20 protein-coding genes and 1 pseudogene are annotated in these 19,335 nt (G+C 65.0%); 9 read left to right on the forward strand and 12 right to left on the reverse strand.

Translation table 11 applies throughout. The features are described from left to right. Positions 1-300: 300 nt before the first annotated feature. On the reverse strand, positions 301-1,149 hold the full coding sequence (locus RAD15_RS38075; RefSeq protein ID WP_458183847.1) for a LysR family transcriptional regulator: 849 nt from the start codon (positions 1,147-1,149) through the stop codon (positions 301-303). Between the two features lie 103 nt (positions 1,150-1,252). Here RAD15_RS38075 and RAD15_RS38080 point away from each other — a divergent pair, with 103 nt between their 5' ends. Then, positions 1,253-2,245, forward strand: coding sequence for a zinc-dependent alcohol dehydrogenase family protein (locus RAD15_RS38080; RefSeq protein ID WP_458183848.1), 993 nt, complete (start codon positions 1,253-1,255; stop codon positions 2,243-2,245). Between the two features lie 54 nt (positions 2,246-2,299). On the opposite strand, the gene RAD15_RS38085 is transcribed toward RAD15_RS38080, so the two are convergent. The 3 genes and pseudogenes from RAD15_RS38085 to RAD15_RS38095 all read right to left on the reverse strand — a co-directional run bounded on the left by RAD15_RS38085 (position 2,300) and on the right by RAD15_RS38095 (position 4,210). Then, complete coding sequence (locus RAD15_RS38085) at positions 2,300-2,638, reverse strand: hypothetical protein (RefSeq protein WP_458183849.1); 339 nt, start codon at positions 2,636-2,638, stop codon at positions 2,300-2,302. A 211-nt stretch (positions 2,639-2,849) separates the two neighbouring features. Beyond that, a pseudogene (locus RAD15_RS38090) lies at positions 2,850-3,002 on the reverse strand (aldo/keto reductase); the annotation flags it as partial. Positions 3,003-3,121: 119 nt separating this feature from the next. Further along, positions 3,122-4,210: a hypothetical protein gene (locus RAD15_RS38095; RefSeq protein ID WP_458183850.1), complete on the reverse strand. Its 1,089-nt coding sequence runs from the start codon at positions 4,208-4,210 to the stop codon at positions 3,122-3,124. Between the two features lie 249 nt (positions 4,211-4,459). Between RAD15_RS38095 and RAD15_RS38100 the strand changes: the two genes are divergently transcribed. Then, positions 4,460-5,491 carry a patatin-like phospholipase family protein gene (locus RAD15_RS38100; RefSeq protein WP_458183851.1) on the forward strand — a complete coding sequence of 344 codons (1,032 nt, stop codon included), beginning with the start codon at positions 4,460-4,462 and terminating at the stop codon, positions 5,489-5,491. A 7-nt stretch (positions 5,492-5,498) separates the two neighbouring features. Here RAD15_RS38100 and RAD15_RS38105 read toward each other — a convergent pair whose 3' ends face one another. Together RAD15_RS38105 and RAD15_RS38110 are read right to left on the reverse strand one after the other, a co-directional pair. Continuing rightward, a complete protein-coding gene (locus tag RAD15_RS38105; protein ID WP_458183852.1) occupies positions 5,499-5,927 on the reverse strand; it encodes a CBS domain-containing protein in 429 nt (142 codons plus the stop codon). Positions 5,928-6,117: 190 nt separating this feature from the next. Beyond that, on the reverse strand, positions 6,118-6,939 hold the full coding sequence (locus RAD15_RS38110; RefSeq protein WP_458183853.1) for a rhomboid family intramembrane serine protease: 822 nt from the start codon (positions 6,937-6,939) through the stop codon (positions 6,118-6,120). A 449-nt stretch (positions 6,940-7,388) separates the two neighbouring features. On the opposite strand from RAD15_RS38110, the gene RAD15_RS38115 reads away from it, so the two are divergent. From RAD15_RS38115 to RAD15_RS38125, 3 genes are all read left to right on the forward strand, one after another. Then, positions 7,389-7,943 carry a PAS domain-containing protein gene (locus RAD15_RS38115; RefSeq protein WP_458183854.1) on the forward strand — a complete coding sequence of 185 codons (555 nt, stop codon included), beginning with the start codon at positions 7,389-7,391 and terminating at the stop codon, positions 7,941-7,943. Between the two features lie 69 nt (positions 7,944-8,012). Beyond that, positions 8,013-8,438 (forward strand): cupin domain-containing protein, encoded by a 426-nt coding sequence (locus tag RAD15_RS38120; protein WP_458183855.1) that lies wholly within the window; start codon positions 8,013-8,015, stop codon positions 8,436-8,438. A 183-nt stretch (positions 8,439-8,621) separates the two neighbouring features. Next, entirely contained in the window at positions 8,622-9,410 is a 789-nt protein-coding gene (locus tag RAD15_RS38125; RefSeq protein ID WP_458183856.1) for a Crp/Fnr family transcriptional regulator, read from the forward strand. Positions 9,411-9,684: 274 nt separating this feature from the next. Here RAD15_RS38125 and RAD15_RS38130 read toward each other — a convergent pair whose 3' ends face one another. Next, entirely contained in the window at positions 9,685-10,158 is a 474-nt protein-coding gene (locus tag RAD15_RS38130; protein ID WP_458183857.1) for a phasin, read from the reverse strand. A 434-nt stretch (positions 10,159-10,592) separates the two neighbouring features. Between RAD15_RS38130 and RAD15_RS38135 the strand changes: the two genes are divergently transcribed. Then, complete coding sequence (locus RAD15_RS38135) at positions 10,593-11,726, forward strand: DJ-1/PfpI family protein (RefSeq protein WP_458183858.1); 1,134 nt, start codon at positions 10,593-10,595, stop codon at positions 11,724-11,726. A gap of 66 nt (positions 11,727-11,792) precedes the next feature. Here RAD15_RS38135 and RAD15_RS38140 read toward each other — a convergent pair whose 3' ends face one another. Further along, a complete protein-coding gene (locus RAD15_RS38140; RefSeq protein ID WP_458183859.1) occupies positions 11,793-12,179 on the reverse strand; it encodes a COG4315 family predicted lipoprotein in 387 nt (128 codons plus the stop codon). 137 nt (positions 12,180-12,316) lie between these two features. On the opposite strand from RAD15_RS38140, the gene RAD15_RS38145 reads away from it, so the two are divergent. Next, on the forward strand, positions 12,317-12,823 hold the full coding sequence (locus RAD15_RS38145; RefSeq protein ID WP_458183860.1) for a GNAT family N-acetyltransferase: 507 nt from the start codon (positions 12,317-12,319) through the stop codon (positions 12,821-12,823). A gap of 20 nt (positions 12,824-12,843) precedes the next feature. Here the strand turns inward: RAD15_RS38145 and RAD15_RS38150 are convergent, their stop codons facing one another. After that, positions 12,844-14,799, reverse strand: coding sequence for a DEAD/DEAH box helicase (locus RAD15_RS38150; protein WP_458183861.1), 1,956 nt, complete (start codon positions 14,797-14,799; stop codon positions 12,844-12,846). Between the two features lie 285 nt (positions 14,800-15,084). On the opposite strand from RAD15_RS38150, the gene RAD15_RS38155 reads away from it, so the two are divergent. Next, positions 15,085-15,438, forward strand: a complete 354-nt coding sequence (locus tag RAD15_RS38155; RefSeq protein WP_458183862.1) for a cupin domain-containing protein — start codon at positions 15,085-15,087, stop codon at positions 15,436-15,438. A 19-nt stretch (positions 15,439-15,457) separates the two neighbouring features. On the opposite strand, the gene RAD15_RS38160 is transcribed toward RAD15_RS38155, so the two are convergent. The 3 genes from RAD15_RS38160 to RAD15_RS38170 all read right to left on the reverse strand — a co-directional run bounded on the left by RAD15_RS38160 (position 15,458) and on the right by RAD15_RS38170 (position 17,823). Beyond that, the gene (locus tag RAD15_RS38160) at positions 15,458-15,970 is read right to left on the reverse strand and encodes a hypothetical protein (protein WP_458183863.1); all 513 of its coding nucleotides are present in this window, start codon (positions 15,968-15,970) and stop codon (positions 15,458-15,460) included. A gap of 215 nt (positions 15,971-16,185) precedes the next feature. Continuing rightward, positions 16,186-16,668, reverse strand: a complete 483-nt coding sequence (locus RAD15_RS38165) for a DUF5680 domain-containing protein (RefSeq protein ID WP_458183864.1) — start codon at positions 16,666-16,668, stop codon at positions 16,186-16,188. A 3-nt stretch (positions 16,669-16,671) separates the two neighbouring features. Next, the gene (locus RAD15_RS38170; protein ID WP_458183865.1) at positions 16,672-17,823 is read right to left on the reverse strand and encodes a zinc-binding dehydrogenase; all 1,152 of its coding nucleotides are present in this window, start codon (positions 17,821-17,823) and stop codon (positions 16,672-16,674) included. Positions 17,824-18,060: 237 nt separating this feature from the next. Between RAD15_RS38170 and RAD15_RS38175 the strand changes: the two genes are divergently transcribed. Next, positions 18,061-19,302 carry an MFS transporter gene (locus RAD15_RS38175; RefSeq protein WP_458183866.1) on the forward strand — a complete coding sequence of 414 codons (1,242 nt, stop codon included), beginning with the start codon at positions 18,061-18,063 and terminating at the stop codon, positions 19,300-19,302. Positions 19,303-19,335 lie beyond the last annotated feature (33 nt).

The raw sequence follows: 19,335 nt of genomic DNA on the forward strand, positions 1-19,335 counted from the left end.
AAACCCGTTCGCGCCGATGCCATCTGCGTCCACCGCCGCCCGGCCCGCGTTCGTGACGATCGCGATACGCCCCTCTTCCTTGGGCCGGAGTGCGCGCACTATCCGCCAATTCCGAATTTCGGTAAAGTGGAATATTTTTCTCGACGCGCGTTGACCGACGGCTTGGGTGTTTTGCCGACGGTTAGCGCAAGGCCTTGTAGGATGGGCAAAGCGAAGCGTGCCCACCATGCCAAATGTGATCGTCAGGAGATGGTGGGCACGGCGCGCAAAGCGCGCGCCTTTGCCCACCCTACGAAACCGTCATGCCAGCTTCTCAATCACGAGATCAAGCAACGCGCGCAGACGCGCCAGGCGCCTGAGGTCGCGGTGATAGCCGACATACGTGTCACGGCCGGGCGGCGCCGCGCCGATGTCGACTGCGACGAGGCGGCGATCGCGGTCACCGAGCGGGCGCGGCAGCACTGCGAATCCGCTACCGCCGGCACACAACTCAGCCTGCACCTGCCTGTTGTTGCTGCGCGCGGCGATAGCCGCGTTCGGCAGCGTACGCTTCAGCCAGACGGCGTCGGGCATGTCGGCGAATTCGGCATTCATGGTCACGACGCGGACGCCGCTGCCGTCGCCGGCACCTGGCAGCTTGCTGCCTTTCTTGCCGTAGAGCGCGTACGGAATGTGCAGCAGCTTTCGCGAGACCACCTCGGGCTCGCTGAACCGCTTGATGCGGAAGACGAGATCGGCCTCGCGGCGCGGCAGGCTGTAGAGACGCGCATCGGTCAGGAGCTCGACCGTCACCCCGGGATGGCGCTTGCCGAAGGAGGCGATGACCGGCGACAGCATCACCGTTCCGAACCAGTCCGATGACGACAGGCGCAGGTGGCCGTCGAGCTGTGTCTCCGCGCCGCTGACATGCCGTTCCAGCGCGAGCGTCTCTTCCTCGATCCGCTCAGCATGCCCAAGCACAGCAGTGCCCTCGTCAGTGAGCACAAAGCCGTCGGCGGTGCGCTGGAACAGCGTCTGTCCCAGCGCCATTTCGAGCGCGCGCAGCCGCCGTCCCATGGTCGGCTGGGTTTGGCCGATCTTACGCGCTGCAGCTCCGAGCGTGCCTTCGCGCGCGATCGCCAGGAAGATGCGCAGGTCGCTCCAGTCCATCGAGATCGCCCCATACAAAACTGCACGGCAGTCGTACATCGTTATTCCTTCTCATGCAAAAATTCATGTGCATATTGGAGGCCTGCAACGGAGCAAGACCATCATGGCGAGACAATCGACGATGCGGGCGGCCGTCCTTGAAACCCACAACGCTCCCTTACGCCTCTCGACCGTCTCCACACCCGAGATCGGGCCGCGCGAGGTGCTGGTGCGGGTGCGCGCGAGTGGGGTCAATCCGCTCGACACCAAGATCCATGCCGGCGCGGCGGCACATGCGCGCCATCCGCTGCCCGCAATTCTCGGACTCGATCTTGCCGGCGTGGTCGAGCAGACCGGACGCGACGTAACGCGGTTCAAGCCGGGCGACGACGTATTCGGCATGACGGGTGGCGTCGGCGGCGTGCAGGGATCGCTGGCCGAATTCGCGGCCGTCGATGCCGACCTGCTGGCGCTCAAGCCCGCCAATCTCAGCATGCGCGAGGCAGCCGCACTGCCTCTCATTTTCATCACGGCCTGGGAAGGCCTGGTCGACCGCGCGTCCGTGGCGGCCGGACACAAGGTGCTGATCCATGGCGGCGCGGGCGGCGTCGGTCATGTCGCGATCCAGATCGCGCGCGCCTCCGGAGCGGAGGTGTTCGCGACCGCCTCGTCATCGCAGCGCGCAACCATCGAAGGGTTTGGCGCGACCTTCATCGACCGGACCATCGCTGTCGAAACCTACGTCGCCGAGCACACCGGCGGTCGCGGCTTCGACATCGTCTACGATACCGTCGGCGGCAAGGTGCTGGACGCGTCCTTTGAAGCCGTACGCCGCTTCGGCCATGTGGTGAGCGCGCTCGGCTGGGGCACGCACGCGCTGGCGCCGCTGTCGTTCCGCGCCGCGACCTATTCCGGCGTGTTCACGCTGCTGCCGCTGCTGTCGGGCGAAGGCCGCGCGCATCATGGCGAGATCATGCGTGAAGCCACGCGCCTCGTTGAAGCCGGCAAGCTCGTGCCGCTCATCGATGCGAGGCGTTTCACACTTGAGAATGTTGGCGAGGCCTATGTGCAGATCAGGGATCACGCCGCCAAGGGCAAGCTGGTCGTCGATGTCTGAACTCGCAGCCCGGATGAGCGAAGCTCCGCCCGGGCTACGAAAAGCTGCGTGCAGCTAGTCCTCGCTGGACGCGGCCGAGCGATTGCGCAGGTGGTAGGTCTGCGACAGCAGGAAGAACAACGCGCGCTCGCCATGATATTTGGCGGACGGCCGGGTGCGCTCGAAGCCATCGGCAAATATCTTGCCGGACTGGTCGCAGACCTGCCACCGCCAGCCAAACCGCTTACGCCTGATGAGGATCACTTCGAACATGCCGACGAGCTTGGTCCCCTGCTCCCTGCCGGTCTCGCAGACGCACGAGCCTGCTCCGGCTTCCTCCGTTAGACGGATGCCCGACATATAACCCAGCAGGATGGAAAGAGAATAAGATTGATTATCGGAAATGAGTATCATGCACCGCTGTGGTGAACGCGCGACGCGTCCGGAATAAGCAGACGATGACGGTGTTTGTCGCTCTTCCGATGCAGCTTGGTAGCGCTGGCAGGGGTATTCAAATCAGTACACAGGCGCGAAAGTTCCGGTAAGCGAATGCTCACCGGACCTCGATGACAACGTTAGCGGTCGACCCGCGTTAGCAGATTCGCGGGATAGCGATCGCTTCGCACGGCTTCTGCGCGAGCAGCCAAGCCAGCGCGATCTGCGCCGGCGTCACTTTCTTCGGGGAGGCGATCTCACCGAGCAGACCGAGCGGCGTTTGATTGAATTCTCGTGCGCTGGATGAGAAGCGCGGTACGATGTTGCGGAAATCGCTCGCGTCGCCGGCAGCCGCCGCCGGCCTTCGCGGTGCAGGTGGAGGCGCTGCGGTATCGGAAATGAGAAGGTCTCGTGCCCCGGACGCAGCGCAGCGCCACTCCGGCGGTGCGCTGGGACAGCAAACTACCGCGCGACGACTTCGACTTCGCCGTCGACGCCGTTCACGACGTTGAAGCCGCGCTCGTAGACCTTGCCTTCGTTCTTGGCGATGGCGCGGTATTCGCCTTCGGACAGCACGACACGCGGGAAGGCGCCGATCGATTCCTTGATGACGTCGCCGCCCGGGGTCAGCACCGACCAGGCGGTATTGGCGAGCGCCTCGCCGCCCCTGTCGCTGACGAGCTTGAGGGTGATGACAGCGGCGCGGTGGGTGATGGTGACGTCGGTGAGCTTGCCGGCCTGGACGCGGATGTCCGAGCGCACCACCGAGTTGGCGTCGCCATAGTTGGAGATGATGTAGTAGGTGCCCTCCGGGATCAGCACGACGTCGCCGGCGGCGACGTTCGGCACCAGCGAGGCGCGCTCTCCGGACTCGAACTGGCTGCCCTTGTAGATCGCGAACGAGATCTGGTTCTGCGGAATGCGGCTGGTGCCGACCCGGCCCTCGATGCGCAGGCCGCCGGCCGGCAGCACGAAGGATTCGCGGTCGGTCTCGGCCTTCAGGCTGACGGTGCGCACCGCACTGACGAGGCCGAAGGCGACGTGCACGACGTAATTACCCGGCGGCAGCACGATGTTGGGCGTGGCGCTGCGATCCTCGCGGATCAGCTTGAAGGTGCCGTTCTCGTCGGGACGGTCGGCAAAGACGCGCCAGACCAGGCCGCTGTTGATCGCAGGGGAATCCTTGCCGTATTTCGCGGTCAGCGACAGCACGCCCTGACCGGGCACGGCCGCATTGAGCGGCGCGGCCGGCGGCACGGTCGTGACCGCGGGCGGCGGCATGCTGGGGGTTGTCGGCTGCGTCAGGGTCGGCGGCAGGCTGGGGGGGCCGGCGCCCGGGCCGGAGGGCGGCGCCAGGCTCACAGCCCCGCCGGGATCGGGGACCGAGGCGGGCGGCACCGGCGGCGGCCGATCGGAGAAAAGCTGCGCCCGAGCAGCACCTTGGCCAAAGGTAACCGGGCCCAAGGTGACGAGGCAGGCGGCAAGGGTCAGCGCCGGCAGCAACGATACGCTGCGCCGCCATCCGATGATGCCGTCACCCCCGAGAGTCATACCTCCTGCTTTTCACCGAAAACGCGGCAAATTCAAGCCTCTGAAACCCCAAGAAATACGGCCCGGTACGGTTCTGTGGAACCGGGCTGACGCCTGCGTGATTAGACTTAAGGCAACCGCCCCTCGCCATACTCCTGCCCAGCGCCCCTCCCAAAGCGGCATAAACCATGCTCCGCGCCTGAGATGGCGGAGCACAAGGGCGGTGCCTAATCTGACGGAGCGGGCTGGCCCCGGCGTAGGAGACTTTCGGTGCTGGACAGATTGAAGGGTCGGGGCGCGAACGGCTCGAACGGAGAGAAGATCGGTCTCGGGCCAACCCGCCGACCCGTCATTGGCCTTGCGCTGGGCGGCGGCGCCGCCCGCGGCTTTGCCCATATCGGCATCATCAGGACCCTGGTCGCCAACGGCATCGTGCCCGACGTCGTGGTCGGCACCTCGATCGGCGCCGTGGTCGGCGGCCTTTATGCGGCCGGCAAGATCGACACGCTGGAAGAATGGGGCCGCAGCCTGCAGGGCATGCGCACCATCCTCGGCTATCTCGATATCCGCCTCAATGGCTCCGGCCTGATCGGCGGCGAGAAGCTGGCGACCCGGCTCGAGGCAGCGTGCGGCCAGACCCTGATCGAGGACTTGCCCATCAAGTTCGCCGCCGTCGCGACCGAGGTCCGCACCGGCCACGAGATCTGGCTGACGCGCGGCCGCGTGGTCGATGCGATGCGCGCCTCCTATGCCCTGCCCGGCATCTTCGCGCCGGTGCTGATCGGCGACCGCTGGCTGGTCGACGGCGCGCTGGTCAATCCGGTCCCAGTCTCGGCCGCCCGCGCCCTCGGCGCTGAAATCGTCATCGCTGCAAATCTTTCCAGCGACATCTTCACCCATTCCACGACGATTTATTCGCACGGTGGCGCGATGCCGGGGGCGGCGGCGGCTGCGGTCGAAGAGACGACGACCAAGCGGCGCTTTCCGCGCTTGTTCTCGCCTGAGAAGACCGTGAAGCGCGAGTTCTTCGGCGGCGGCGGCCGGCCCGGCATCTCCTCGGTGATGGTCGATGCCTTCAACATCATGCAGGACCGCATCACCCGCGCCCGCCTCGCCGGCGATCCGCCGGACCTGCTGATCACACCGCGGATCGGCCAGATCGGCTGGTTCGACTTCCACCGCGCCGACGACCTCATCGCATTCGGCACCCGCGCCGCCGAGCGCGCGCTGGAGTCGATCCAGGAGGCGATCCATGTGCTGGCGCCGGCGCCCGAGGGCACCGCGCCGAAAGCGGGCGAGTAAGGCGCGATCAGGCCGTCTTGATGTAGTCGCGCAGGGCTTCCTGCTCGGTCTCGTATTCGCGGACACGCCATTTGACGATGTCGCCGATCGAGATCAGGCCGACCACCTTGCCGTTGTCGATCACGGGCAGATGGCGGAACTTGCCTGTCGTCATCATCTCCATGATCTCGGCAACCGTATCGGTCTCCTTGCAGCTCACGACCTTGCGGGTCATGACCTGGCTCACGGGTTCCTCCAGCACGGACGCGCCGCGCTCGCCGAGCACGCGGACGATGTCGCGCTCCGACAGGATACCTTCGAGCCGGCTCTGGTTCATCACCAGCACCGCGCCGATCTTCTTTTCACCGAGCAGCTTGATCGCGGCAGCCAGCTTGGCGTCGGGCTCGACGCTCATGATCTGGTGGCCCTTGGTGTTGAGAATGGAACGTACCGTCATTGTCGCCTCCCTGAAGCGGAGCCGTCCGCCTGTTGGCGGTCCGAACTTGTTCTTCGAGTCTTCAACTAACAGTTTTGGCGCGGGTTTCACCCTCGCGCGCTTTGCGAAGCGCCGCCTCTATCGGCTTGTCGCTTCGGAACATTCTTCACGCGAATGATGGATGAATTCGGGCCGCCTCGCAAGCGCCGCTTCAAATATGGTCTGAAACGTCCTGTGATGACGCATCCGCAGCATCGTTTCGCACCCGCGGCACGGGATCGAACAGCGCGAACAGCAACAGGCCGGCAAAGAAGCCGCCGATATGGGCCTGCCAGGCAACGCTCGTGGTCTCAGAATCGACCCCGATCGCACCGACGCCGAAGATGATGTTGACGCCGAACCACACTGCGAGGAATCCGACCACCCGCCCGTCGCGCAATGCGCGCGACAGCGGCAGCGCGGGAACCCTTGCGGCGGTATCGGCGTCCGAACGGCTGAACGACAGGAAGCTGCCGCGAACGAACGCGAAGCGGATCGCCGCCGCCATCGCACCCGACACCGAAGCCGAGGCGCCGATCATCGGCGCGACCGCATGCTCGTGGGTGACGAGATGGGCGAGCGCGCCGGCCGCCGCCGTCACCGCGAGAAACAGGAAGAACCTGACGGCGCCGAAGCGCCGCGCCAGCGCGCTGCCGAACGGCAGCAGCCACAGCACGTTGAAGCCGAGATGGGTCAGATTGGCGTGCAGCAGCGAATAGGTGACGAAGGTCCAGACCTTGGCGCCGGTGCCGCCGGGAATCTGCAGGTTGAGCAACGAGGAATCGTAGCGCTTCGGGATGAAGCCGAAGACGTCGATGGTCCAGTTCTCGATCTCCGGCGGCAGCAGCACCCGCAGATGGATCACCGCCAGCAGGACGATATAGGCCGTCAGCGCCGCGGGCAGCGTCAGGATCGGCTCGCGCGGAGCCTCCTCATGGCCGGCCGGCAGGTCCGGCTGAGAACCTTGCGGCGGAGAATCGTGCGGAGAATCCAAGGCAGCTTCGCTTTCAGCGCGATCGGAGCGGTCCACTTGGAGATAGTCGCCTTTGCCAGCCTTGCGCAAGTGCACAAAAGGAAAAGGCAGGGCCCTGGGAAAGCCCTGCCTGTCCGTGTCGGCCTTCCGTGCCAGAGGAATGAAGGTGTATCCCCACCCCTCCCCGGCCCGTGACCAAACTGTTTGACGCCTGTGTACAGACCTCGCCGAGAACCTGGAGAAAGCGGCGAGGCTTGCGACCGCGATCACCTTAGCAGGCGCGCTGCCGGGGCAAAGCGCATAGTTAATTTAACGTTAACGACGCAAAGACCGGCTTAACGGGCGCGAAAACGCCCCAGCGGCATGGACGCTGCAAATCCCCTCCTGCACAACAACAGAAGGGATCGCGGGTGCACTGAAGCGGGACAGGTTTGTCCCGCGAGGTAGCGCCCCGGGGCGAGCGTTCAGTCATGAAACATCCGTCGAGCCGCGCATTCTTCGCGTATTGGGACAAGAAGCGCGGCACTGCGCGGGCCCCTGACCGGGCCGACATCGACCCGGCCGCCGTCCGCGGCCTGCTCGGCGACATCTTCGTGCTGTCCTGCGAGCAAAACCTCGGCTTCCCGTTCCGCGTCGCCGGCACGCGCGTCTGCGCGCTCGCAGGGCTCGACCTCAAGGACCGGAGCTTCGGGGCGCTGTTTACCGAACCCGCCCGCGGCGAGATCGAGGAAATCACGACCATCGTCGCCGACGAGACGCTGGGTGCGATCGCCGGCCTCACCGCCGCGCGCGAGGATGGCAGCAAGGCGCATCTCGAGCTGCTGCTGCTGCCCTTCAACGCCCGCCCGCATACGCCGGTGAGCGTGACCGGCGTGCTGGCGCCGTTCGACGACGAATGCGGCGCGCTAGGCCCGTTCACCCTCACCTCCTGGCGCTACCTGCACCAGCCGGAGAAACTGCTGCCGCGCGCCATCCGCAAATTGCAGATCGCACGCGGCCTGATGGTGTATGAGGGGCTGCGCTAGGCGCGCACTTCGGCGTAAGCTCGAAACTGTCTCTCATTTGGAAGAACAGCCATATCTGGAAGAATAGTCATGCCCGACACGATCGATATCGGCTCGCTTCAGCTCCGCTTCCTGCACACCAAGGACGACACCGGCGGCAGCGTCGATGTGTTCGAAATGACGTTGCAGCCGAATGCGCGGATGCCCATTCCGCACTATCATGACCGCTGGGACGAGACGATCTACGGGCTCAACGGCGTCTCGACGTGGATGATCGACGGCGCGCAGACCGATCTTGGTCCGGGAGAATCCGTCTTCATCAAGCGCGGAATCGTGCACGGCTTCACCAATCGGTCGGGCAGTCCCGCGACATGTCTGTGCATCCTGAGCCCGGGCGTGCTTGGACCGCAATATTTCAGGGACATGGCAGCGCTCCTCTCGGCCGGCACACCCGATCCAGCCCAGATGAAAGCGACGATGCTGCGCTATGGCCTGATACCGGCCCCACCTGCATAAAGCACGCGCGATGCGAGCACTGGCTGATGGCACAGACCGTCCCGCGCATCTGCGATCATTGGAACCTTGGGCGTTGATGCGCGTTAGTCCGTTTGCCGTGACAGGTGTCAGTGCGGCAACGCGGCTCGGTCGGAGACGATGTCTTTGCTCGCCGCCGGGCCTCCGTCGAGGGAAGATTCCTGGATGGAGCACGCGACCAGAGTTGGTAATCGCTTGTTAGCTGCGTTGCCGCCGGCCGATTTCGCATTGCTTGCACCGCATTTGCGGAAGGTCCTGCTCCAGCACGATGCAGTCCTCGTGCGATCGGGCGACAAGATCGAGCATCTCTACTTTCCCTGCAGCGGCGCGATCGCCCTCATCATGGAATTGCCGAACGGACAGACGGCGGCAACTGCCGTGATCGGCAACGACGGTGCGGTCGGACTCATGACGGCGCTCGGCCCGACCCGATCACCGATGACCGCGGTCGTCCGGGTGGCCGGGGACGCGTGGCAGATCTCGCCCGCGCGGTTTCAGGCGGCGCTCGAACGCAGTCCCGCCGTCGCAAAGGTCGTTCAGATTCTCAGCAGGGCGATACTGACGCAAGTCCAGCACGTCGCGGCCTGCAACGCGCTGCATTCCGTCGAAGCGCGCCTCGCCCGCTGGCTGCTTCACATTCACGATCGGACGGATGGCGGCGACGTCCTGCCCTTGACGCAGGAGACGCTGTCGGAATTGCTCGGCGTCCGGCGCACCACGGTCACGCACGTGGTGAGCGCTCTTCGAACATCAAGGGCCATCAAATCCAGTCGGCGCGGCCACATCGAGATCGACCGGCATCGGCTCGAGGCCGCCGCATGCGAGTGCTACAAGGTGATGAGCCGCAGGATCGACCGGATCGTCACGCAGGATGCGTCAAGGCTGCTTCACGCCGCGCCGGCGCGTAACGGCTGTCCGCCTCCGGGCTTCCCGTTCGTCAGCACCGAATCGTAGACCCAGGCCTCCCTGGCGAACCATTCGTGCGTCGCCGCGCACACCCGGCAATAGGTGCGCGAAAAGAACACCGTGCTGCACCGAAACCTTTCGCGATCCATCTCGATGCCCGTCGGAATGGCATCTCCCGTTTCCGGGCACTTGATCATGACCATACCCATCCTGATGTCCTCCAGCTTGGCGTCACCTCGACAATGAGGGGCCGCAACCGGCCGGACGGCGCCTCTTCTTGCGAAGACGCTCGTCCAGCCGATCCGCGGCCAACCGCTTCGATTCAAGCAGCGCTACGCAAGACCCGGTTGAAGCTCTGCTTGATCGGCTCGGCCGTTTCGGTCGCGACCTTCTGGGCGAGATCCCAGAGCTCGCGGTTCTGGGCCGAAGTTTCTTCAAGGACCTTGCGGCTGTGGGAGGTGGAGAGGTTTACGAGATCGGCAAACGACCTCGCATCGGCAAGCTCGGAGAGGAATTCCAGTGTGGAGGTGGTATTGATGCGGGATATCTCGATGACCCTGGTGCCGTAGTCGGCGGTGCGCCTGGCATTGGTCGAACAGGCATCACAGAGAGCCTCGGACGTCGCCTTCATCTGCGCAAAATTTGCCTGGGCCCGTGTCGCCCCCTGTCCGGCGAGATCGCCGAAGATCGTCTGCATGTTGAAGAACGGTATGTCGAACTGGAGCTTTGCGCTTCCGTTGGCTCCTTTGTCCTGCGGAGCGGCATTCGTATCGGCTTTCACGTTGGCATCACTCACGGGCTTTCATCCTTTCAAGCGAAACTAGATAATGGATTGAAGACTCCCCGACGCGTCCAGGTGCGCGCAGCACCGGGACACCACTGCTTGCGCCGTCATTTTCAACGCGGTGGATTGTTGCTGCGGATAACCGCCCCCGCCCCCTTGCTGAGCCGACTATGGCCGACGAAAGTCACAGGTTCGGTTCGCTTTCGGACTCTCGGCCTAAATTAATTCAATCCATGCGGCGAAGCGGCGCACGCCGCATTTTACATCTTTGAAGTTGTCGCGATCGCACGCGCCAACTTGAGATCAGTGCAGGAATGCTGCTGCTGCGAAGCAAATGATCGCGCCTGCGGCATGACCTTTTTCGCTGGATTTGCGTCATTTCGCGAGCTGCTCCGAGCGGCTAGCTTCCGCGCCGCGTGAGACAACCACGATCGGATGACATCATCATGAGTTGGCGCATTCTGGCGTGGAGCGCTCTCGGCTGCGTGGCGCTGCTCGTGGCGGTCGGCGGAACCTGGCTATTGTTGCTGCCGGGCTCGCCGGCACGGGGAAGCGCGCCTGCAATATCACGCGACGAGGTGGAGGCGACGCTCACCGCGCTGAAGCCGCCAAAGCGAAAACGCCCGCTGATTGCCATCATCGGCATCAACGACAGAAGCGAGACCACGGACTATCTGATGCCCTACGGCATCCTCGCGCGCGCCGATGTCGCCGACGTCGTCACACTGGCGACACAGCCGGGGCCGGTCACACTCTATCCAGCACTGAAAGTGCAGCCGCACGCGACGATCGCTGCGTTCGACGCCGCGCATCCCGAGGGCGCCGATTTCGTCATCGTGCCCGCGATGACACCTGAAGATGACGCGATCGCCTTGCAGTGGATCAGAAGCCAGGCCGGCAAGGGTGCGATTGTCATCGGCGTCTGCGTCGGCGCCATGGTCCTCGCCAACACCGGGCTGCTCGATGGCAAGCGCTCCACGACGCACTGGTATTCCGTGCCCGATCTGAAGAAGCATGTCGCGATCCGCTATGCCGCGGACCGCCGGCTGGTCGTCGACCGCGGCGTCGCCACGACCACCGGCATCACCGCGTCGATGCCGATGGCCCTCACCCTGATCGAGGCGATCGCCGGCCGCGCCAGGGCCGAAACTGTCGCCCGCGACATCGGGCTTGCGGAATGGGATGCGCGCCATCGCAGCGACGCGTTCCGGTTCACGCGCCCGTTCGCCCTGACAGCGATCGCGAACACGCTGGCATTGTGGAATCGCGAGCAACTCGGGATTGCGCTGACACCGGGCATCGATGAGGTATCCCTCGCGCTGACCGCCGATGCATGGTCGCGGACCTATCGCTCCCGCGCGTTCACCTACGCTTCAACGGCGGATGCGCAGACGAGCCGCAGCGGCCTTCGCATCCTGCCGGACCGGATCGCGACCGACTGGCCGGCAACGCAGACGCCGCCGGCCACGGCCGTATTGCCGCCGGCGCAGGCGCTGGATGAGACACTGCGCGCCATCGACGCGCGCTACGGGCCGCACACGGGCGATTTCGTCGCGATGCAGCTCGAATACCCGAGATAGCCGACCCGCGTGCGGCCCGGTGCGCCTGCCCCTGCAGGACGACGCACCGGATCCGCGCGCGATCCGTCAGGGCATCGCCAGATGCCAGGCGCCGTTCAGAAAGCCGTCGCCGGTGATGTCGCCGGGCTTCTGGTCCTTGGCGAAGGTGTAGAGCGGCTTGCCCTTGTAGGCCCACTGCTTCGAGCCGTCGTCACGCGTGATGATGGTGTAGCCGTCGCCCGCGGCGTCGCTGGCCTCGGCCTTCAGCACCGGCCAATTCGTCGCACACGGACCGTTGCAGGCCGACTTGCCGTCCATATCCTTGTCGAACGTATAGAGTGTCATGCCCTTGGCGTCGGTGAGCACGTTGCCCTTGTCGGTCTTGCCGGTCTTGGTCGGCGGCGCGGCGAAGGCGGCGGGAACAATCGCGAGCGCGACGGCGAGCGTGAGCGCGAGGCGGATCGAGGACGTCATGGTGTCTCCTGTCATGCAATGGGCTTGCATGGATAGGACGCCGCACGCGCCTTCGTATTCCTGAGACGGCGACAAGGATATTTTTCGCTTTGCGCCGCATCGCGACGGAATAAACTGGACAGATGAGACCGACCGACGTGAGCAAGCCGCTTTGGCGTCCCGCGCGCGCATCCGACCTGCCCGCGATGAGCGCGATCGCAGCGCGGATCCATCCCGACCTGCCCGAGCGTCCCGACGTGTTCGCGGAGAAGATGCGGCTCTATCCTGACGGCTGCCGCGTGCTTGCCACGAACAATACGATCGTCGGCTACGGCCTCTCGCATCCCTGGACACAGCACCGGATTCCGCCACTCGACGGCTTCCTCCGACAACTGCCCGGCGATGCGGATTGCCTCTATGTGCACGATGTCGCGGTGCTGCCGGACTTTCGCGGCGGCGTCCTGCGCGCCTATGTCGCCGGCATTGAGGCGCTGGCGCGCACATCACACATCACGACTCTCGCGCTGGTGTCGGTCTACACCACGCGGCCGCTGTGGGAACGTTTCGGCTTTCGGCCCGTCGCGGCAAATGCGGAGCTGTGCAGGAAGCTCGCATCCTACGGCGAAGGCGCGACCTACATGCTGCGCGACCTCGCCGCGACGTAACGGCGGGGCGCGGCCGGAGTTCAGCCGCGGTGCTTTTTCTTCTTCGGCTTCTTTCCCGGCGCGCCCTTCACGGGCCACGGCGTGACCGAAGGCTCTGCGTGGCCCGGCTTGTTCTTGTGCTTCTTCTTTCCGAAAGACGGCGCATCGTCGAATTTCGGCTTGCGTTCGCCGTGCCCCTTGTCCCGCGGCTTGAATTCACGTGCCTCGCGCGGGCGATCGTCGCGACGTTCACGATGATCGCTGTCGTCCCTCTCGCGCCGCGGCGCATGTGACCGCTCTTCCGACGGCGCCTGCCGCTGCGGGGCGTCCGCCATCGCTTCGATGCGGATGCTGTCTTCCTTGTCCGGACGCTTGACCTTGACGGCGAAGGAGTCCGCGACCCGCTCGGAGATCTCGAACTCGGTGGTGGTGTCCATGATCTTGATGGCGCCGATGTCGCGCTTGTCGATGCCGCCGCGGCGGCAGATCATCGGCAGCAGCCAGCGCGCCTCCGCATTCTTCCGTCGTCCGATGGCGGCCCGGAACCATACGGTCGCCTCCGCCATGCCGTGACGCGACGACGATTTTTCGGATTTGGATCGAGGCCTGGCGGGACGATCGTCGCCGCCCGCGCCTCTATCCTGGAATTTATCGCGCCCCCGGTCGTCGCGCGGCCGGCCGGTTCGCTCGCCGGGATCGATGATGTCCTCGGGCGACGGCAGGCGCGCGCGATAGAGCCGCGCCAGCGCGGCGGCGATATCCTCGGCCGACCGTTCGGCCAATAGCGCCTGCGCCAGCACCAGATCGTCGGCGGTCGTCTCTTCCGTGAACAACACGTCCTTCATGCGCTCGTGATCGAGCTTGCGGATCTCTTCCGCCTGCGGTGCCGTTCCCCAGGCCGCGTCGACACCTGCGAGATTGAGCAGCAGCTCTGCGCGGCGCCGCCGCGCAGGCGGCACCAGCAGGACGCTCGTCCCCTTGCGGCCAGCGCGTCCCGTTCGGCCCGAGCGATGCTGCATGACCTCGGGGTCGTTGGGCAGATCGGCCTGGATGACGAGGTCGAGGCTCGGCAGGTCGATGCCGCGGGCGGCAACGTCGGTCGCCACGCAAACGCGGGCGCGCCCGTCGCGCAGCGACTGCAGCGCCATGGTTCGCTCGTTCTGCGTCAATTCGCCCGACAGAGCGACGACGGAAAAGCCGCGCTCCAGCAGCGCCGCCTGCAAATGCCTGACGTGATCGCGCGTGCTGCAGAACACCAGCGCGCTCGGCGCCTCGTAGAAGCGCAGCACGTTGACGACCGCATGCTCGCTATCGGCGGGTGCGATTCGGATCGCGCGATACTCGATATCGGCATGACCGCCCTCGTCGCCGGCGACCTCGATGCGGAAGGCGTCGCGCTGATACTGCCGGGCGAGCGCGACGATGCCGCGCGGGAACGTCGCCGAGAACAGCAAGGTGCGGCGCGCCTCCGGCGTGGTCTCGAGGATGAATTCCATGTCCTCGCGAAAGCCGAGATTGAGCATCTCGTCGGCCTCGTCGAGGACGACCGCTTTCAATTCCGAGATGTCGAGGCGATTGCGCCGCAGATGATCGCACAACCGGCCGGGCGTGCCGACGACGATGTGCGCGCCGGCGGCCAGCTCGCGCTGCTCGCGGCGCGGATCCATGCCGCCGACGCAGGAGACGACGCGCCCGCCCGCGTGCCCATACAGCCATGCCAGCTCGCGCTGGACCTGCAAGGCCAGCTCGCGGGTTGGCGCCACGATCAAGGCGAGCGGCGCACCGGCCTGCTCGAACTGCTCGGTGTCGCCGAGCAGATCCCTGGCCATGGCAAGGCCATAAGCGAGGGTCTTGCCGGAGCCGGTCTGGGCCGAAACCAGCAGGTCGCGGCCGGCCGCTTCGTGCGCGAGCACGGCCAGCTGGACGGGGGTCGGTGAATCATAGTTCCGCTCGGCCAAAGCTCGGGCGAGCGGCGGGGTCAGGGCCGGAAAAGACACGAGATGGAAAACCTTGGTTAATTCAGGCGCGCAAACGGTAGACCGGCGGACCTGAGCCGGCGTGCGGGGCAGAAGGCCAGCCGCACGGGGCGATTTGATTTGGATGCTCTTTACGCCAAGCGCTCGGAAAGCACCATGCCTGTGATGCATGGCTTGACGGAAAGAACCGCGCCTGAAGGTTGCAGCGGACTTTTGCGGCCACCTCGACAGGTTAACGGATACGACCTTGTTGCGCCGGCCATTCGCTCCCAAATCCAGCCTCACGACATGACAACGGGGGAAACCATGGCCGACAGCATTTCGCTTGCCGACAAACTCGCGACTTTTGGGGATTTCTGGTCACCGCGCACGGTCACGACCTTCAACGATTGCGACGTGATGGTGGTGAAGGTGAAGGGCGAGTTCACCTGGCACAAGCATGACGACACCGACGATTTCTTTCTCGTCCTGAAAGGCCATCTGGACATCGAATTGCGGGATCGCACCGTGACGCTCGGTCCGGGTGAGCTCTATGTCGTGCCCAGGGGTGTCGAGCATCGCCCGGTGGCGCGCGAGGAGGTTCACCTCATGCTGATCGAGCCGACCGGCACGCCGAACACCGGCGACAGGGCCACGGCCGCGGCGCGCAAGCTCGCTTAGGGAGAAATGCGCGCGGGCCCTAATCCCGCGAGGTCACCAGCTTGCTGACGCCGCCGACCAGCCAGGCTCTTGCCCGCGCCGCAGCGTCTCTCACTGCAAAGCTCAGGGCGCGAATGGCGCGCCAGGCTTCGGTTGCTTGTAGCCAGGCCCTCGCCTGGGCGAACTTCCCGTACACCCAGGCGAATGCCGGAATTTTCATCAGCTTGTCGCGCGTGAGATGAAACAGGCGCTCGACCAGCACGAGCTTGAGCAGTTCACCGATGATGAAGGTCACCGCCGCGCTCAGAACCTGCCCGGTCGCGGCAAGGTACGCCGCTACAGGCTTGATCGGCTCCAGAATGATCACTGGCACGGAAAACAAGGCGAGCGAGGGATAAGGCGGCAGCGATCTGATCCAGGCCCGCAATCGCCTGAATTCGAAATGGCGCGCAAGCCAGTTGGATATCGGCTTGGCCACAGCCATGAAGACTGCATCCACCACAAAGTAGATGGCGGCCAAGACGTAAGTGACGGGTCTCAGGATTCGCTTCACGGCACCTCTCCTGCGAGAGTGAAAGCCGGAACTTGGGCCTAAGTTTCACCTCAGCGTGAATAACTCGGGGATTCCTGATGGAACTTTATGGGCATCGCCTGTTCCGACTGCGCTCCATCCGAGGCCAAGCGTAGCCGCATGAGCGAAGGGATATGCGGGACAACTCCGTCCACAAGCACCCGGATGTCGCTGCGCTCATCCGGGCTACTCGCAAACTATCGCAACAAGCCACCACTGTAGTTCAGCTCATAGAGCGGTGCGCCATCATGCCGCGCAATCGTCTCGACACCATGAAACCGATCGAGCGCGCCCGAGACCCCGTTGCGATAGACCATGCCCGCCTGCTCGAACAGGCGCGGTCCCCGGTAGGGCTGCTCGACGCTCACGCCCAGCAGCGCCTGGCGCAGGAATTTGTAGATCGTCAGAAAGGTCTCCCGGTCCGTGATCTCCGCGCGGGCGCCGCCGCTGTAGCTCATCGACCAGACGACGCGCCCGTCGTGCGACACCGTCTCCTGCCCGACGAAAAATCCCATCCCGAAATAGATATCGCGATAGGCATAAGGCGGCGCGCGGTGCTCGAGCTGTTTTGAGCCGGCGAGAAGCGGTGTGGCGACAGTGGCATCGTCGTCGAGGCCTGCATAGGTGCGCCGCTTGGCTTCGACCAGGAACGGCGCAAGATCGTCGGGGATGGGCGGCATTGCCTATTCCACCAATTCCGGCCACGGCACGATCGTCGACTTCACTGTCTTCATCGCCATCGCATCCCTCACCGCCTGCGCGACGCCCGCTTCCGTGAACGGATAGATCGTCTGCATCTTCAGCCAGGGATATTTGTCGCGCGTGCGGTAGAGCATGTCGACGCCGAGCGGCAAATCGTTGCCGGTAAAGCCCCAGGAGCCCAGCACGTTGAGGTCCTTGGTGCAGATGCGGTGCCATGAGGTTTCGATCGAGCCGGCGTCGGTGAACTGGCCCATCTCGACATAGGTGCCGCCGTCGCGCAGCATCTCGATGCCTTCGGGGCCGGCTGTGGGATGTCCCGAGCAATCCATCACCAGATCGGCGCCGAAGCCGCCGACGATGTCGCGCACGCGCGCGATGCGCTCCTGCGGCGATCTCAGCTCCTCGATGTTCACCGTCGCCTCCGCGCCGAACTCGCGCGCGAGCTTCAGCCGCGGCTCCTCCGGCGCACCGACGCAGATCACGCGCCCTGCTCCCATCTCCTTTGCCGCCGCGACCGCGAGAATGCCGATCGGGCCCGAGCCCTGGATCACCACCGTATCGCCCCAGCTGAAACCGCCGGCGCGGGTGGCGCGGTTGAAGGCGCGGATGCAGGAGGTCAGCGGCTCCGACAGTGCACCGAGGCGCAGCGACATGTCGTCGGGCAGCTTGTAGATCTTGGTGCCCGGCAGCATCTCGAGATCGACATAGACATATTCGGCCCAGCCGCCCCACATGTGCGGCGCCTTGTCGAAGCCGAGATAGCGGCCGTAATAGACCGGCGTCAGGCATTTGTTCGCGGTCTGGGGATAGTGGATGCAGTAATAGCAGTGGCCGCACGGCATCAGTGGCGGGATCATCACTTTCGAGCCGACTTTCAGCGGCTTGCTCATGAAGTCCTCGGTGAACTCGTTGCCGCATTCGACGATGACACCGCCGAGCTCGTGGCCGAGCGTGAACGGCCAGGGCAGCGGCTTCGGCCAATGCCCCTTGAGAATGTGCAAATCGGTGCCGCAGACGCCGCAGGCGCCGACCTTGATCAGCGCGGCCTTCTTGCCGACCTTCGGCCACGGCACGGTGCGGATGACGGGCTCCGAGCCCGGCCCTGCGTGGGTGCAGACGCGAATCTGGTCCATGGCGGCTTCCTCGCTGCCCGTCTGTTATGATTGATTGGTGCGGGCTGATGGAAAGCGTATGTGAGATGTGCGCTCGTGCCAAGCGTGCAGTCTCGTAGCCCGCATGAGCGAAGCGACATGCGGGGAAATGCGGCCCCGGATATCGCTTCGCTCATCCGGGCTACGGGACACACCCAAGTGTCTTGAGCACGGGCCGGCTAACGTGTAAGGCCGCAAAAGTCCTTTCCTGGTGATCGCTTGAACCCCCTTCCCCAAAATCCCGTGGCCGCGTCCGGCTCGTTCGCGGCGATGAAATCCGTGCCCTACCGCCTCCAGTTCACGGCCTACGTGCTGGCGATGATGGCCGACAATATCGAGCATGTGATCAGCTACTGGGTGGTGTTCCAGAAATTCCATTCGCCGACGCTGGGAGGCTTTGCCGTGCTGTCGCACTGGCTGCCGTTCCTGCTGTTCTCGGTCGCGGTCGGCGGGCTCGCCGACCGGTTCGATCCGCGCCGCATCATCCAGTGCGGCATGCTGCTGTTCATCACGGCTTCGGCCGGATGGGGGTACTTCTTCGTCACCAACACGATCCAGATGTGGCACGCGATGCTGCTGCTGGTGATCCACGGCTGCGCGGGCGTGTTGTGGCAGACGCCGAACCAGCTGCTGCTCTACGACCTCGTCGGTCCCGCCGACCTTCCGAGCGCGGTGCGGCTGAACGCGATGGCGCGCTATCTCGGCATCCTGGTCGGGCCTGCGGTCGGCGGCGTGATCATGCTGACGCTCGGCACCTCGCACGGCATCATCTTCAACACGCTGTTCTATCTGCCGATGCTGCTCTGGCTGTTCTGGGCCCCGGTGCGGGACAAGAGCGTGGCGGTCCGGCGCTTCGCGGTGCGTGGCCTTGCCGACATCATGCTGACGATCCGCGCCATCGGCACGCAACCGGTGCTGACGGCGATGACATGGCTTGCCGGCCTCACCTCCTTCATGATCGGCAACGCCTATCACGCGCAGATGCCGGGCTTTGCCGGCGATCTCGGTCATGGCGATCCCGGGGTCTCCTACAGCGTGCTGCTCGCGGCCGACGCCGGCGGCGCGCTGCTCGCCGGCATCGCGCTGGAATCGTGGGGACGCCTCAAGGGCACGCCGCGCACCGCAATCATGCTCGCGATGCTGTGGGGCATGGCGCTGCTCGGCTTCGCTTTGGTGCGGATCTACCCGGTTGCGATTGTGCTGCTGTTCTTCGCGGGTTTCTTCGAGCTGTCGTTCAACACCATGGCGCAGGCGCTGGTCCAACTGAACGCGCCGCACGACATTCGCGGCCGCGTCGTCGGCCTCTACAACATGGCCGGGCTCGGCATGCGGGCGTTCAGCGGCATCACCGTCGGCCTGTTTGGCGCGGCGATCGGCATCCACTGGTCGCTCGGGCTGTCGGCCGCGGTGCTGCTGGCGCTGCTGGGCGTGCTCTATCAGCGCGCGACGAGGAAGGCGTGAGGGCGCAACGTTACGACGCGCCCGATTGACTCC

It is taken from the genome of Bradyrhizobium sp. 14AA, assembly GCF_054185205.1.

What these genes read in the sequence shown, in the direction of transcription:
- RAD15_RS38155 (WP_458183862.1), top strand. Translation starts at nt 15,085, where the DNA reads ATGGCCGACAGCATTTCGCTTGCCGACAAACTCGCGACTTTTGGGGAT.
- RAD15_RS38170 (WP_458183865.1), bottom strand. Translation starts at nt 17,823, where the DNA reads ATGGACCAGATTCGCGTCTGCACCCACGCAGGGCCGGGCTCGGAGCCC.
- RAD15_RS38085 (WP_458183849.1), bottom strand. Translation starts at nt 2,638, where the DNA reads ATGATACTCATTTCCGATAATCAATCTTATTCTCTTTCCATCCTGCTG.
- RAD15_RS38080 (WP_458183848.1), top strand. Translation starts at nt 1,253, where the DNA reads ATGGCGAGACAATCGACGATGCGGGCGGCCGTCCTTGAAACCCACAAC.
- RAD15_RS38165 (WP_458183864.1), bottom strand. Translation starts at nt 16,668, where the DNA reads ATGCCGCCCATCCCCGACGATCTTGCGCCGTTCCTGGTCGAAGCCAAG.
- RAD15_RS38075 (WP_458183847.1), bottom strand. Translation starts at nt 1,149, where the DNA reads ATGGACTGGAGCGACCTGCGCATCTTCCTGGCGATCGCGCGCGAAGGC.
- RAD15_RS38125 (WP_458183856.1), top strand. Translation starts at nt 8,622, where the DNA reads ATGGAGCACGCGACCAGAGTTGGTAATCGCTTGTTAGCTGCGTTGCCG.
- RAD15_RS38105 (WP_458183852.1), bottom strand. Translation starts at nt 5,927, where the DNA reads ATGACGGTACGTTCCATTCTCAACACCAAGGGCCACCAGATCATGAGC.
- RAD15_RS38135 (WP_458183858.1), top strand. Translation starts at nt 10,593, where the DNA reads ATGAGTTGGCGCATTCTGGCGTGGAGCGCTCTCGGCTGCGTGGCGCTG.
- RAD15_RS38140 (WP_458183859.1), bottom strand. Translation starts at nt 12,179, where the DNA reads ATGACGTCCTCGATCCGCCTCGCGCTCACGCTCGCCGTCGCGCTCGCG.
- RAD15_RS38115 (WP_458183854.1), top strand. Translation starts at nt 7,389, where the DNA reads ATGAAACATCCGTCGAGCCGCGCATTCTTCGCGTATTGGGACAAGAAG.
- RAD15_RS38120 (WP_458183855.1), top strand. Translation starts at nt 8,013, where the DNA reads ATGCCCGACACGATCGATATCGGCTCGCTTCAGCTCCGCTTCCTGCAC.
- RAD15_RS38095 (WP_458183850.1), bottom strand. Translation starts at nt 4,210, where the DNA reads ATGACTCTCGGGGGTGACGGCATCATCGGATGGCGGCGCAGCGTATCG.